A 13,932-nucleotide genomic window follows, 5' to 3' on the forward strand; every position below is an offset into this window, starting at 1 on the left:
GCATAAAAAGACTATAAGTATCGGAAAGGTATCGAGCATTAACCAATGGCATTAAATCTCTGTAAAAGCAAGCTACTAAATGCACTACTATTTACAACCATGACAAGTCTGTCACTGGCCACGATCGCAAAGGTTATTCCTGCAGAGCAGCTGAATTTGCAAGAGTTAACGCCTACTGAAGATCAACGGCTGGCCACTGTAAATATGGTGCAATTACTACGCCGTCATTATGAAAAGATTCCACTTAACGATCAGAGCTCAGTTAAAATTTTTGACCGATACTTAGAAACCCTGGATCCTGACCGACGCTATTTCCTTCTTCAAGACATTAATGAATTTGAAAAATACCGTCATAAACTAGACAACGATTTGAAAACAGGCAATCTGCGTCATGCATTTGAAATGTTTAATCGTTACCAAGCTCGTGTTAAACAACATCTACTTTTCAACCTCAAACTATTAAAACGTGGTGTTAGCCGCTTTAATTTTGCAATAAACGAAACCCTAGAGACTGACCGAAAAAATGCACATTGGACAGCAACACATGCAGACCAGCAAAGTTTATGGCGTAAAATCTTAAAGGATCGTATTCTGCGCTTACGGTTAGCCGGTAAAGAAGATAAAGAAATCGTTAAACTGCTAACTAAACGCTTCAATAATCAGCTTAATCGACTCCATCAAAACAATAATGAAGATGCCTACCAAATTTTTGTGAACGCTTTTACACAAATCTATGACCCTCACACTCAATACTTCTCACCTCGCAGAGCAGAAAACTTTGATATCAACATGAGCCTAAAGCTGGAGGGTATTGGAGCTGTTTTGCAGTCTGAAGATGAGTATACAAAAGTAGTTCGACTTGTAAATAAAGGGCCTGCAGACAAGGCAGGGCAACTCAAGCCTGCAGATAAAATAGTAGGTGTTGGCCAGGGAACTGATGGTGAAATAGTTGATGTAATTGGTTGGCGGCTTGATGAAGTTGTTGAGCTGATTCGAGGCAAAAAAGACACCATTGTAAGGTTAGAGGTCATTCCATCTGGCAGTGACACTACTGGCCCCGAAAAGGTTTATTCTATAAAGCGGGACACCGTTAAACTTGAAGAGCAGTCAGCTCAGAAAAAACTGTTCACCATAAAGGAAAAAGGCAAATCATTTAAAGTTGGCATTATTCAGATTCCAACCTTTTATATTGACTTTAAATCAGCTCAAGCAGGTGAGCCTGAGTATAAAAGCACTACACGTGATGTAAAACGACTGCTAAAAGAGCTAGAAAAAGAAAAAGTTGATGGTCTGGTTATTGACCTGCGTAACAACGGTGGTGGTTCGCTGCAAGAAGCAAACGAACTGACCGGATTGTTTATCAAACAAGGTCCTACTGTTGTTGTTAAAGACAGCCTTGGCCGGGTTGATACCCAAGAAGACCCAGATGGCTCAATTTATTATGATGGCCCAATGGTTGTTCTCGTTAACCGCTTAAGTGCGTCTGCTTCTGAAATTTTTGCTGGTGCTATGCAAGACTATCGTCGAGCGCTGGTTGTAGGTAGTCAAACCTTTGGAAAAGGCACAGTGCAGAGTATTCAACCATTAAATCACGGTCAGCTTAAATATACTCTGGCAAAATTCTATCGTGTATCAGGACAAAGTACTCAGCACCAAGGCATCATGCCAGATATTCACTTTCCTGCTGTTTACAATACGGAAGAAATTGGTGAAAGCTCATTACCAGATGCCTTACCATGGGATACCATCAAGCCTGTTCGCCATACTCCATATCAAGCTAATATTCCTGAAATAATGTTGCTACAAAAGAAGCATAATCAGCGGATACAAATCAGTCCTGATTTTATCTACATTCAAGACCAACTGAATTATCAAAGAGAACTTGAAAAACAAACTAAAATCTCTTTAAACCAAAAACAGCGGCAAGAAGAGTTACAGCAGCGCCAGGAACAGCGGTTAGCAATGGAAAACACTTTCCGCAAAGCAAAAGGAAAAGATACCTATAAAAGCTACTCTGACTTTGAAGAAGCAGCTGAAAAAGAAAGCCTAAAAGAGCAAGAAGATCTACCTGTTGAAGATGATGCCTACTTGTTCGAAGCTGGCAACGTGCTGGTTGACTATGTCCAACTAAAACAACGTATTGCCGCCAATGATAGCGTATTTTGATTGTTACATTTAGTTCTTAACCGAGCTATTAGTCACCCCTTGGCTAATAGCTTCACCTGCCCCCAGCCCTTCCCTCTAAGGCTTATCTGATAGCAAATCTAGCTAGCAGCATGACAAGGAACAATAGACTATATGCATAAAGCTGACTAGGTATTTAATGGAAAAGTAAAGTAATTCACCATCAGTGCTTGTAGATCAGCAAATAGTGGTTACAGGATAAACTTACCGCAGAAATAGATAGATATGTAAACGAGATTGCAATGTACTGTAACACTGCTTAAGGAAGGTGGCGGAGCGGACGGGACTCGAACCCGCGACCCCCGGCGTGACAGGCCGGTATTCTAACCAACTGAACTACCGCTCCGAATCCTAAAAGAAATGGTGGGCAGAGAGGGGATCGAACCCCCGACCCTCGCCTTGTAAGGGCGATGCTCTCCCAGCTGAGCTATCTGCCCATCTCTTAAGGACGGGGCGCATTATACGCACTATAGACCACAGATTGCAACTTTCTTTTAATATTTTTCATTGGATATACCCTTCACGAATCATTTTTAGGGTTTGTTGCCAGCACTTTTGGCCACCAAGGATGGGTAGGAATGCAGTTTATGCATAATGACATGGATGTCATATAGTAGAGCAATGCAGGAGCTACTGCCGAGGAGCATTTAACTGTCACACCAGTCACTTATTAATATAACCGCCCAGCAGCGCTGTTATATCAATTAAAGTGGCTACCGCAAGTTTCACAGAAGTAAACTTGCCCAGGGGCTTCATCGCTTGACGGCCCTGCCCTTGGGGTATAAAAACCCTTCGTTCTGGGTATAGATAGCTACTTTTCAATAAACCAGTACAAGAAAAGTATTTCCACTCAGCAACTGGATCGCAATGTAAAAAGGGGATCAGAAAGCTGTATATCTAAAAATAAAGAGGACTGTATTAGCGGGGATAACTACGCTTAGAGGGGGCATCTAAATCAGATTATGGAGAAGATGAAATGATGGCGGAGCGGACGGGACTCGAACCCGCGACCCCCGGCGTGACAGGCCGGTATTCTAACCAACTGAACTACCGCTCCGAATCCTAAAAGAAATGGTGGGCAGAGAGGGGATCGAACCCCCGACCCTCGCCTTGTAAGGGCGATGCTCTCCCAGCTGAGCTATCTGCCCATCTCTTAAGGACGGGGCGCATTATATAAGTGCTTTTACTCGCAATGCAACCCTTGCGCATAGTTTTTCTTATTTAGCATTCTATTTCAGCTAGTTAGCTCATAAAAAAGCTTTTACCAACGACCAAGAAACTAGCAAGCATTTTCATGTAAGCTGCTTTTACTACTTGGTTATTAACCTAATAGTTACATTTGTCAGCAATATGCCAATTAAGAAGCATCCAGAGCAAAAAGCTTTGAGGTGCCAAGTAAGCTTTTGCTAACATGCGGCCTCCTAACAAAGTGAGGCAAGTATGTGGTTTAAAAACTTAATTGCTTACCGTTTAACGAAACCTGTTGATTTTGATAATGAACAACTTAATCAGCAGCTGCAAGATCATTTATTTACCCCATGCTCTAAACAACAAGCTTCCACCTATGGCTGGGTCCCTCCCCTGGGATCACATAGCGACTTATTTTTACATCAGGCTAATGACTTGATACTCATATGTGCCAAACGTGAAGATAAAATACTTCCTGCATCTGTCATCAAAGATTTTGTTCAAGATAAAGTCACCGAAATAGAAGAAAGTCAGTTTCGCAAAGTTACTCGTAAAGAACGCGAGCAAATAAAAGAAGATACTATTCAGACACTGCTCCCCAAAGCCTTCAGCCGCTCCCAAAAAACCTTTGCTTGCCTAGCACCACAGCAAGGATGGTTATTAGTAGATGCGGCAAGTCATAAAAAAGCAGAAGAACTCACGAGCTTTCTTCGGCAGTCCATTGGCTCACTACCTGTTGTTCCCCTAATGCCTAATGACGCCCCTAACACCATTATGACTAGCTGGCTTAATGGAAATGCACTACCAACACCTTTTATTATTAGTGATGAGTGTGAGCTTAGAGAGCCAACAGAAGACGGAAGTATTATTCGCTGCAAACGTCAAGACTTACTTAATGATGAAATCTGTACACTCATTAACAATGGCAAGCAAGTCAGTAAGCTCGCTTTGCAGCTTGAGGCAGAGCTAGCTTTTGTTCTCGCAGACGACTTTACACTTAAACGTTTAAAGTTTGCTGATGAGTTGATTGAGCAAGCCTCAATTGATGACCCTGATGATAAGGCGGCACAATTTGATGCAGACTTTATTCTTATGACCAACACACTGTTAGCACTAATTGAAAAGTTAGGAGAGCAGTTTGGGGGATTTTCCAAAGGTGAGTAAAGCCCTCTTTTGAGGGCTTTGAAACTAGTGCATTAAACTAAACAGCTTGCGGCGGAATGATTTAACGAGGTCGTTAGCAGAACCCAACAAATCAAAAATCTGCAGCATGAGTAACCTGGCACCATCCTCTCTAAAGGTGCGATCTTTTTGGACAATCGTAAACAGTAAAGAAAGTGCAGACTCATATTCATCTTCAACCACACGCCTAATGGCCAGCTGAAAAGAAACCTCTAAATCCTCTGGCTGTTTACTTGCCTGCGCTTCAAGCTCGCTTGAAGGTGGTAATTCTGCAGCCATTTCATAAAAAACAATTTTTGCCTTGGGCTGCTCTATGCCTGGAGCGTCATCCGGAATACTAGCCATCACTTGCTTGGCATCCTCAATTTTGCCCGTTTGCAACAGCAGTTTAGCTAGCTGAACCTTTAAGGCTTGGTTATCAGGTTCACTTTGTAACATTTGCTGAACAAATAATAACGCCTGATCAAACTGTCCTTCCTCAATAAGTGCATCAACTTGCTTCTGAATACGATCAGCAGGACTCAAGGTCAACTCATCCAATACAGCTTTTAAGTCCGCTTCACTGGTTAAGCCTGAAAATTCTTGAGCTATTTGTCCCTGAAAAATTATTTTTAATGTTGGTAAAGAGCGCACCGCCAAGTGTTGTGCCAACATAGGTTGCTCATCGGCATTAACCTTAGCAACAATAAATTTACCACCATAAGCGGTTGCCAATTTCTCCAATATAGGAAGTTGGCTTTTACAAGGCTGGCACCAGTCTGCCCAAAAATCTAACAGTACAGGTACCGTCTGTGACTTTTCAACAACCTCCTGCTGAAAGTTATCAACAGTGACATCAACAATATAAGGGTTGTTTGACATGCTCTCTTCCACAAAGTTTTAGGACACAATTTCCAGTACTTTACGCGTTTTAGTCCAGCCTAAGCACTGAATGCCACTTTCAAAGTTCAATAATTTAATTTTTAAATGACTTAACTATCAACATGGTGCTCTAAGTGATGTATTTCAAGCATGAAGATTAAAAGCAAGAAAGTAGGTTACTCACAGTTTCTGTGGATAAGTTTGTGGATCACCCATATAAAAGAGGACTAAATCCTTTAAATATAGACTTATTCTTTAAATTGCACAGCAAATGTACACTTTATTTTGGTGACTTATTAGTAGCTGGTTTAAGGGAGTGCCACCTGCCAACTAGAGATAGGACAACGTTAAAAGCAGTCACTGCTCATGAGCGAACAAGCAGTGACTCCCAACAGATAAAGTGACTTAGTAATTAAAATTGATACCCAACCGCTGTCCTACCTCTTCATAAGCTTCAACAACATTCCCTAAGCCTTGGCGAAAACGATCTTTATCTAACTTAGCCCGCGTTTCAGCATCCCATAAGCGGCAACCATCAGGGGTAAACTCATCACCAAGCACCAGCTCACCGTCATAAAGGCCAAACTCAAGCTTGTAATCTACCAGCAGGAGTCCTGCAGACAAAAATAGAGGCTTAAGTACATCGTTAACCGCAAGGGTTAGCGTCTTCATTCGCTCAACATGCTCTGACTCGGCCCACCCAAATGCCGCAATATGGTAGTCGTTGATCATTGGGTCGCCCAGCTCATCATTTTTCAAGAAAAATTCAAATACTGGCTGCTCTAGGGTTAGTCCTTCTTGAACCCCTAAGCGACGACAGATACTTCCTGCCGCAATATTTCTTACAACACACTCAACAGGAATCATCTTCAAGCATTTTACCAACGACTCTTGTGTTGAAAGCAGCTTATCAAAGTGAGTTGCTATACCTGCTGCCTCAAGCTTCTCCATAATAAAAGCATTAAACTGATTATTAACGGCACCCTTACGATTTAATGCCTCTTTTTTCTTACCATCAAACGCAGAGGTATCATCACGAAAGTGTAATATCAGTCGATTTGGATCATCTGTCGTGTAAACCGACTTAGCTTTCCCCGAATACAGCTCTTCACGTTTTTCCATTGATTTTCTCCACTCACCAATAACAATTGCGGCACATAGAATAATTTAGACAAAAAAAACCAGGCACTTGGCCTGGTTTTTCAACATCACTATCGCAAGTTATCCTTTATTAACCTTAGCAAATCCTGACTGAGGTCTTTTGGAGCAATGGTGTTAATGTCTTTCTCTACCGAAACATATACCTTATTACCAAAGGGCGTTACCCTGATCTGGTACTGCGTCGGCTTAGTTGCCCCATCTCCTTCACTCTCATCACCAAACATGCGGGAAAAGAACCCTGGATCTTCATCCTTTGCTTTAACAGGTTCCTGATCCTCTCCTACAGCAATATAATACAGCCCAGCAGACCTGTTCTTATCGGCTACTTTGACATTTGCTTGAGCCAACGCTTGGCCTGTAGCAGCCCAGCTTCGCTCAAAAGGAGCCTTAATCAATAAGGCCGGGTTGCCATTGCCATCTTCCTCAAGCAATGCTGTAGCACTCAGGTCTAGGGAAGTATCAACGACCTGTTGTCCACTTCCACCACGAGAGAAATAGAGTAGCAATTCATTCAGCATACCCGCAGCATAAGCATCAGTCCTTTGCTTTGCCTTTTCCCAATCTACTTGCTTTTCATCATCTAGCTGTGACTTTGTGTGTCGAGCATGCATGACAAAAACCTGTGTTTCACCCGTCTCAGCTCCCTTCGTAACAAACACACGAAACTTGTCATTAAACAAGTCCTCATCGTCATCACCAATAAGATCCAAAATAAAGTGACCAATAAAGTCAGCTTTGCTGTACTCCCGTGGTGTTAGCCAGGCTGTTTCCATTACACCTGCAGATGCGTCCTGATTTTCGACGGATATTTTATTTTGCTTCCAGAAATACAACAGTTCCTGCCAAACATATCCAGGATCTTTATCAGTAATCATCCAGCGTAACGAGCCACGCTTGAGAATTTGATAGTGAACATTATCCGACTTCACTACAACACGTTCAGGGCGAGGTAAGCGAAACTCATCAGGTAATGTTGGATCCTGATTTATTTCAGGGATTACCATAGTATCATCAATGGCATTCTCTGCTAAACGCTCAGGGAGTTTTAGCCGGGGAGCCTGTTCAGCTTTTAAATAATCATTGGAGCGGTCCCTAATGTAGCCACCTTCTCCAAAAAAACCGCACCCAGATAACAAGGCACTGGCAGTAATAGAAAATGCCACAAAAAGACACTTCAAGCGACCTGGATTAAGGTCAAATTGAACATAGTTAGGCGCCATTATAGCAGTCCTTGTTCCTGTAAAATATCAACTAATGGTGCTCGGAATTGTTCACTTAAGGGGGTTAATGGTAAACGTATTCCCTTGCCAATTAACTTCATTTCTACCAGTGCCCACTTAACCGGAATAGGGTTAGATTCCCAAAACAATGCTTTATGTAGTGGCATAAGGCTATTATTCAAGGCTATAGCATCTTCAGTTTTACCCTCGATAGCCAAGTTACATAGCTCTGCTACTTTAGCAGGCACCACATTCGCCGTGACAGAAATATTCCCTTTACCTCCTGCTAACATAAGTTCCACGGCTGTCGCATCATCTCCCGACAATACCAAAAATTCACTCCCACACTGCTCAATGATGGCTTTAGCACGAGAGATATCACCTGTTGCTTCTTTGATACCAATAATATTAGGGAGTTCAGACAAGCGCTTTACTGTTTCAGGAAGCATATCTACAGCAGTACGACCAGGCACATTGTACAAAATTTGTGGTATATCAATTTGCTCGGCAATCGTCTTAAAGTGTTGAAATAACCCTTCTTGAGTAGGCTTGTTATAATAAGGCGTTACGAGTAAACAAGCATCTGCTCCAGCATCTTTTGCTTCTTTAGTAAGAATAAGTGCTTCAGCGGTTGAGTTAGCACCTGTGCCCGCTAGCACAGGAATTCTTCCTTTCACCTGTTGTACAACGTGCTTAATCACCTTTAAGTGTTCAGGAACGGTCAGTGTTGCAGACTCACCAGTAGTACCCACAGCAACTATTGCATGAGTGCCCTGCTCTAAATGAAAATCAACCAGTTTCGTCAAGCATTCCCAATCAACAGCTCCCCCATCATGCATTGGGGTTACTAGGGCTACAATGCTGCCTGAAATCATTGCCTTGCTCCATTCACACTTTAATTGGCGGTTATGTTACTGAGGCTGGCTGAATTGCTCAAGTAATCCGGTAATTTTCATGCCTAAAAAAAATACTTTGCTGCATGAGTATGTTTTAAGTCACATAACATTAACTAAGTAAACCACCTGCAAACAGCCTGCAACTTTACTCCCTTGCAAATGGCTTTATCTCTTTACCTAATCTTAATAAAATCATACTCTAATAATTCCACCGCAATCCGTTAAATTATTACATACTATCGACTGTATACCTGTACAAGCTGTACACAGTCTGTCGTTAGTGATCATCATAACCCCACTCTGGGTTTCTCATATCAAATAAACTGTTACTGTAATCCAGCAACAACTGTACAACGAATAAGGACGGCATAATGAGTGTAACCGTGGGTGAACCTGTTAGCGACTTTCAAGCACAAGCAACTAACAACAAAGATGTTCTGTTATCTGCCCTGAAAGGGTATAACGTCGTACTTTATTTTTACCCTAAAGACAGCACCCCAGGCTGTACAACTGAAGGACAAGATTTCAGAGACCACTATGAAGAGTTTAAAGCCTGCCAGACTGTTGTGTTTGGTGTATCACGCGACTCACTGAAATCACATGAAGCCTTTAAGCAAAAACAAAACTTCCCCTTTGCACTTATTTCAGACCCAGATGAAGAACTGTGCAAACTGTTTGATGTGATCAAAATGAAAAACATGTACGGCAAACAGGTTATGGGTATTGAGCGCAGTACATTTTTGATTGATAAAGAAGGTGTTCTTAGGCAAGAGTGGCGAAAAGTATCTATTCCTGGCCACGTTAAAGAAGTACTGGCTGCCGCTCAATCCTTGACCTAAACAGCCTAGTTGCTAATAGTAAAACCCGCCCTTAGAAGCGGGTTTAGCCCTCAGAGGTTGAGGCTCCTCCCCCGCCATCAGACACTCTTGGCCAAGCTGACAGTAACGCTTTGAGCAGGGTTGCCAGCGGTATCGCAAAAAATATTCCCCAAAATCCCCACAAGCCACCAAACACTAACACAGCAACAATAATCGCCACAGGGTGTAAGTTAACTGCTTCTGAGAAAAGTAAAGGTACCAATACGTTCCCATCCAATGCCTGAATAACACCGTACACTACCATTAAAATAATAAAGTCATTACCCCAGCCCCATTGAAAAAAGCCAATTAATGCAACAGGAATCGTAACAACTGCGGCACCAATATACGGTACGATAACTGAAAGCCCTACCAGTAAGCCTAACAAGGCAGCATAATTAACATTCAAAAAAGCAAAAGCAATATACGTAACCGCACCAACAATAAGAATTTCAATGGCCTTACCACGAACGTAATTTGCAATTTGTTCATTCATTTCCTCTGATACACGTTCAATCAAAGGACGTTCACTGGGTAAAAAAGCAGTTACCCAATTTAGTAACACCTCTTTATCCTTCAGGAAGAAAAAGACAAGAATAGGTACAAGGATTAAATAAATAAGAATGCCCACAAAGTTGGGAAGCTGTGAAAGTGAAAAGGAAAGTACCGTTTGCCCCATATCTGCCAAGTGTTTACTTGCTGAGCTAATCCATAAGTTTACTTGAGCTTCAGAAACAATCTCTGGGTACTTTTCAGGTAACAATAATAATTCCTGACGCACACCTTTTATCATAGAGGGTAGCTCATTCACTAACCCTGTTATTTGATCCCAAATTAAGGGCAATAATACAAAACATATTAGGGTCAACGCAGCCACGAATAGGATAAAAACAATAGTAACCGCCAGGGTATGAGGTATTTTATATTTTTCGAGTAAGGCAACCAGACCTTGTAACAAAAAGGCTAATACCAGTGCAGCCAATGCTGGAGCCAGCATAACACCCATGGTAAGGATCACTACCAATCCCACCACTAATAACACAGTTAACACCACTGCTTCCTGGTCAGAAAAATAGCGATGAAACCAGCTCTTAAAAACGTCTAACATGCGGTGTACCTTTCATACCATGTACATTTTGATATGGCATCTTGCCCTAAAAGCCACTAGGATGTTTTCTTGATCCTGTGGTAATAAATACCATCAACCAACTCACTTGACAGTAACTCATGGCCACTCAGCTGACAGTATGCCGCAAAATCTCTGACAGAGCCTGGATCTGTGGCTGCAACATGCAGTACTTGTCCCCGTTGCATTGATGCAAGCGCCTGTTTAGCTTTAAGCAATGGCATTGGACAGTGCTGTCCAATCATATCCAATTCAATATCAGTAGTTGTCATGGCGATTCAATAATTTCTTGTTATCTTGATGTTGGCACTCTGTCAGGGAACCAAAATGTGCTCAATGCACTCGAACCAAGTAAGTAATTGCAGTATAAGAGACAATGCTAACTCATTATTACGGCTAGCATCCATAAACGCAATGCACTAAATTACTGAAGCCTCTAGCAGACAGCTAAAACTCCATCATGCTAAAGTATTTCGGCGTAACAAGATGCTTGTTGGCTGCCACTTACAACAAGATCAAGGTTTCATTTATAAACGCTCTTTTAGGTAGCCGTCAGAAGAATTGTTTGAACCTTTTTATCCGCTGGCGAAAAAACTCTCATCATGTTTAAGAAAATTTGTACAACATTAAGTGCCTGTACACTCGCTCTTTCAGTGACAACTGCTGCCAATGAGCTTTTACTTCCAGACTTGGGAGATAGCAGTTCAGCCGTTGTTTCTCCATCTCACGAGCATAAACTGGGTCGGGCATTTCTTGCCTCACTCCGTGGTCAACTGCCCATGCTAAAAGATGCTGAAGTGCAGGACTATGTGGAGGAGTTAATTTTTAAACTCATCAACACCAGTGAGGTAAAAGATCATCGTTTAGAAATTGTAGTTATTGACAGCCCCAAACTGAATGCTTTTGCTGCACCAGGTGGAATAATAGGCATTAACGCTGGTCTTTTTCTATTTGCTGAAAATGAGCACCAATTTGCCTCTGTTATTGCCCACGAATTAGCTCACTTAAGTCAGCGCCACTATGCGCGAGGTGTCGAAAATGCAGAGCGAAATAAACTGCCCTACCTTGCCGCAACACTTGCCAGTATCGCAGTTCTTGCTGCTGGCGGAGGCGATGCTGGGTTTGCCGCACTAGCAACTACCCAAGCAGGTATGCGCAGCCAAATGCTAAGCTTTAGTCGTCAAAATGAACGAGAAGCAGACAATATTGGCATTCAAAATCTCTACCGCGCGGGTATGAATCCTCAAGCAATGCCTGCAATGTTTGAGCAAATGAATCGTGCAACACGCTTTCTTGGCCAAAAACCTCCAGAATTTTTATTAACACACCCTGTTACTCAAAACCGTGTTGCCGACTCAAAAAGTCGAGCTGCACAATTCCCGGCACAAAAGTACACCTATAACCCACGATATGAACTTATTAAAGCAAAAATTAAAGTTCATTATGCAAGCAGCCCACAAACAGCAGCGAAACAATTTAAGGCTAATACCAAACACTCTGCTGCTCGTTATGGTCTGGCACTTGCGCTCACTGCCAGCAGCCAGCCCAAAGAGGCCCTAAGCACACTCAAACCGCTTTATGAAAAATCACCGGATAATATCCAGTTTGCTCTGGCGCAAGCACGCCTGGAAAAAGCGATGGGCAATATAAGCCAGTCGAATAAAACGATTACCAGCTTGCTGGATATTTATCCAAACAATCATGCATTAATGCTGCAGCTGGCAGATAACCAAATGGCTGGAAAGCAATATGCTGCAGCTGAGCAAACCTTACGCCGCCTTTCTCGTAATCGAGCGACAGACCCATATGTATGGTATTTACTGGCTGAAGCAAGAGGCTTAAATAAAAATATTTTGGGTGTACATGAAGCCCGAGCCGAGTACTACCGCCTCAATGGCAATGTCGATAAAGCGATAGAACACCTTGAATATGCACTTAAACTAGCAAAAGGTAAGTTTGCAATTACTGCTAAATTAAACAAACAAATCGAAGACCTGAGAGCCTACAAGAAAGAGTTAAAAGACCTTGGCTTTGGTTAAAAAGCTAATAAGACGGTAATAAAAAAGCCAACTGATTAAACCCAGTTGGCTTTTTGAATACATAAATTACTCTTTGTAATACAACCAAAAACTAAGCATTACCCTTCACTTTAAGCTGATATTCAGCTGCAAAATCAAGCATACGATTAAGAGGAATCATCGCTCGTCTTGCTAACTCAGGGTCTACAAACACTTCATTATTACCTTGCTCTAGGGTACTAATAGTACTATCCAAATCATTCATAGCCATCCATGGACAGTGCGCACAACTCTTACATGTTGCTCCAGATCCTGCTGTAGGTGCTTCTAAAAAGGTCTTGCCTGGCGCGGCTTGTCGCATTTTGTAAAAAATACCGCGGTCTGTTGCGACGATAAACTGAGGGTTGGGTAGAGACTGAGCAGCCTTTATCAGTTGGGATGTAGAGCCTACAGCATCTGCCAGCTCAACAACTGCTGCAGGAGATTCAGGATGAACTAGTACTGCAGCCTCAGGATATACCTGTTTCAAATCAAGTATACCTTTTGCTTTAAACTCATCGTGCACAATACACTCGGAGTGCCACAGTATCATATCTGCATCGGTTTCCCGCTGAATATAACTGCCTAAATGGCGGTCTGGCGCCCAGATGATTGGCTTATCCTGATCAACCAGGTGCTCAATAATAGGTAGCGCGATACTTGATGTGACAACCCAGTCAGCTCTGGCTTTTACTGCAGCAGAGGTATTTGCATACACAACTACCGTCCGTTCAGGGTTGGCATCACAAAAAGCAGAAAACTCATCAATAGGACAACCCAAGTCTAATGAACAGGTTGCCTCCAAAGTAGGCATTAACACTCGCTTTTCTGGGCTTAAAATTTTTGCTGTTTCACCCATAAAGCGAACACCCGCAACCAGCAACGTTGAAGCTGAGTGCTGACTGCCAAAACGCGCCATTTCTAGAGAATCAGAAACACAGCCTCCGGTTTCTTCAGCAAGCTCTTGGATAATATCATCGGTATAATAGTGTGCGACCAGCACTGCATCTTCAGCTTTTAAAAGCTGTTTTATCTTTTGCTTTAACTGGCGTACCTGCTCACTGCTGTACTTATCTTTCTGCAAGTACTCTGTGGCCAGGTAGTCTTTGACGATTTGTCTATTAATATCTGCAGTCATACTTCATCAAGTATCAGGCTAACAAAAAAGTTATATTGTCGAGTAGATGCTACCATATTTGC

The 13,932-nt window shown here is 42.3% G+C and carries 11 protein-coding genes and 4 tRNA genes; 4 read left to right on the top strand and 11 right to left on the bottom strand.

Going from position 1 to position 13,932, the window contains the following annotated elements:
* The first annotated feature begins 45 nt into the window (after nucleotides 1–45).
* On the top strand, nucleotides 46–2,166 hold the full coding sequence (locus tag F607_RS0100775) for a carboxy terminal-processing peptidase (protein ID WP_027706507.1): 2,121 nt from the start codon (nucleotides 46–48) through the stop codon (nucleotides 2,164–2,166).
* Nucleotides 2,167–2,453: 287 nt separating this feature from the next.
* On the opposite strand, the gene F607_RS0100780 is transcribed toward F607_RS0100775, so the two are convergent.
* The 4 genes from F607_RS0100780 to F607_RS0100800 form a co-directional block, all read right to left on the bottom strand.
* Nucleotides 2,454–2,530: transfer RNA gene (locus F607_RS0100780), tRNA-Asp, on the bottom strand.
* Between the two features lie 15 nt (nucleotides 2,531–2,545).
* Nucleotides 2,546–2,621 (bottom strand) — tRNA-Val (locus tag F607_RS0100785).
* 543 nt (nucleotides 2,622–3,164) lie between these two features.
* Nucleotides 3,165–3,241: transfer RNA gene (locus F607_RS0100795), tRNA-Asp, on the bottom strand.
* A 15-nt stretch (nucleotides 3,242–3,256) separates the two neighbouring features.
* Nucleotides 3,257–3,332 (bottom strand) — tRNA-Val (locus F607_RS0100800).
* 292 nt (nucleotides 3,333–3,624) lie between these two features.
* Between F607_RS0100800 and rdgC the strand changes: the two genes are divergently transcribed.
* Nucleotides 3,625–4,536, top strand: a complete 912-nt coding sequence (gene rdgC, locus F607_RS0100810; RefSeq protein WP_027706508.1) for a recombination-associated protein RdgC — start codon at nucleotides 3,625–3,627, stop codon at nucleotides 4,534–4,536.
* A gap of 24 nt (nucleotides 4,537–4,560) precedes the next feature.
* On the opposite strand, the gene F607_RS0100815 is transcribed toward rdgC, so the two are convergent.
* The 4 genes from F607_RS0100815 to dapA all read right to left on the bottom strand — a co-directional run bounded on the left by F607_RS0100815 (nucleotide 4,561) and on the right by dapA (nucleotide 8,671).
* Nucleotides 4,561–5,415, bottom strand: coding sequence for a tetratricopeptide repeat protein (locus F607_RS0100815; RefSeq protein WP_027706509.1), 855 nt, complete (start codon nucleotides 5,413–5,415; stop codon nucleotides 4,561–4,563).
* Nucleotides 5,416–5,820: 405 nt separating this feature from the next.
* Entirely contained in the window at nucleotides 5,821–6,537 is a 717-nt protein-coding gene (gene purC, locus F607_RS0100820) for a phosphoribosylaminoimidazolesuccinocarboxamide synthase (protein ID WP_027706510.1), read from the bottom strand.
* Nucleotides 6,538–6,626: 89 nt separating this feature from the next.
* Nucleotides 6,627–7,796 (bottom strand): outer membrane protein assembly factor BamC, encoded by a 1,170-nt coding sequence (gene bamC, locus F607_RS0100825; protein ID WP_027706511.1) that lies wholly within the window; start codon nucleotides 7,794–7,796, stop codon nucleotides 6,627–6,629.
* Entirely contained in the window at nucleotides 7,796–8,671 is an 876-nt protein-coding gene (dapA, locus tag F607_RS0100830; RefSeq protein WP_027706512.1) for a 4-hydroxy-tetrahydrodipicolinate synthase, read from the bottom strand. Before dapA ends, bamC begins: the two co-directional genes overlap by 1 nt.
* Nucleotides 8,672–9,063: 392 nt before the next feature.
* On the opposite strand from dapA, the gene F607_RS0100835 reads away from it, so the two are divergent.
* Nucleotides 9,064–9,531, top strand: a complete 468-nt coding sequence (locus F607_RS0100835) for a peroxiredoxin (protein WP_027706513.1) — start codon at nucleotides 9,064–9,066, stop codon at nucleotides 9,529–9,531.
* Nucleotides 9,532–9,574: 43 nt separating this feature from the next.
* Here F607_RS0100835 and F607_RS0100840 read toward each other — a convergent pair whose 3' ends face one another.
* The gene (locus F607_RS0100840) at nucleotides 9,575–10,657 is read right to left on the bottom strand and encodes an AI-2E family transporter (protein ID WP_027706514.1); all 1,083 of its coding nucleotides are present in this window, start codon (nucleotides 10,655–10,657) and stop codon (nucleotides 9,575–9,577) included.
* Nucleotides 10,658–10,713: 56 nt separating this feature from the next.
* Nucleotides 10,714–10,947 (bottom strand): sulfurtransferase TusA family protein, encoded by a 234-nt coding sequence (locus F607_RS0100845; RefSeq protein ID WP_027706515.1) that lies wholly within the window; start codon nucleotides 10,945–10,947, stop codon nucleotides 10,714–10,716.
* A gap of 330 nt (nucleotides 10,948–11,277) precedes the next feature.
* Here F607_RS0100845 and F607_RS0100850 point away from each other — a divergent pair, with 330 nt between their 5' ends.
* A complete protein-coding gene (locus F607_RS0100850) occupies nucleotides 11,278–12,714 on the top strand; it encodes a M48 family metalloprotease (protein ID WP_038289459.1) in 1,437 nt (478 codons plus the stop codon).
* 91 nt (nucleotides 12,715–12,805) lie between these two features.
* Here F607_RS0100850 and nadA read toward each other — a convergent pair whose 3' ends face one another.
* Nucleotides 12,806–13,870, bottom strand: a complete 1,065-nt coding sequence (nadA, locus tag F607_RS0100855; protein WP_027706517.1) for a quinolinate synthase NadA — start codon at nucleotides 13,868–13,870, stop codon at nucleotides 12,806–12,808.
* Nucleotides 13,871–13,932: the final 62 nt, after the last annotated feature.

Origin of the sequence: Zooshikella ganghwensis DSM 15267 (genome assembly GCF_000428585.1) — a bacterium.
Taxonomy (GTDB): domain Bacteria; phylum Pseudomonadota; class Gammaproteobacteria; order Pseudomonadales; family Zooshikellaceae; genus Zooshikella; species Zooshikella ganghwensis.

Bases quoted from the DNA above. Each gene is read 5' to 3' on its own strand.
- F607_RS0100850 (WP_038289459.1), top strand. From the start codon at position 11,278: ATGTTTAAGAAAATTTGTACAACATTAAGTGCCTGTACACTCGCTCTT.
- bamC (WP_027706511.1), bottom strand. From the start codon at position 7,796: ATGGCGCCTAACTATGTTCAATTTGACCTTAATCCAGGTCGCTTGAAG.
- F607_RS0100835 (WP_027706513.1), top strand. From the start codon at position 9,064: ATGAGTGTAACCGTGGGTGAACCTGTTAGCGACTTTCAAGCACAAGCA.
- nadA (WP_027706517.1), bottom strand. From the start codon at position 13,870: ATGACTGCAGATATTAATAGACAAATCGTCAAAGACTACCTGGCCACA.
- purC (WP_027706510.1), bottom strand. From the start codon at position 6,537: ATGGAAAAACGTGAAGAGCTGTATTCGGGGAAAGCTAAGTCGGTTTAC.
- rdgC (WP_027706508.1), top strand. From the start codon at position 3,625: ATGTGGTTTAAAAACTTAATTGCTTACCGTTTAACGAAACCTGTTGAT.
- F607_RS0100840 (WP_027706514.1), bottom strand. From the start codon at position 10,657: ATGTTAGACGTTTTTAAGAGCTGGTTTCATCGCTATTTTTCTGACCAG.
- F607_RS0100845 (WP_027706515.1), bottom strand. From the start codon at position 10,947: ATGACAACTACTGATATTGAATTGGATATGATTGGACAGCACTGTCCA.
- F607_RS0100775 (WP_027706507.1), top strand. From the start codon at position 46: ATGGCATTAAATCTCTGTAAAAGCAAGCTACTAAATGCACTACTATTT.
- dapA (WP_027706512.1), bottom strand. From the start codon at position 8,671: ATGATTTCAGGCAGCATTGTAGCCCTAGTAACCCCAATGCATGATGGG.
- F607_RS0100815 (WP_027706509.1), bottom strand. From the start codon at position 5,415: ATGTCAAACAACCCTTATATTGTTGATGTCACTGTTGATAACTTTCAG.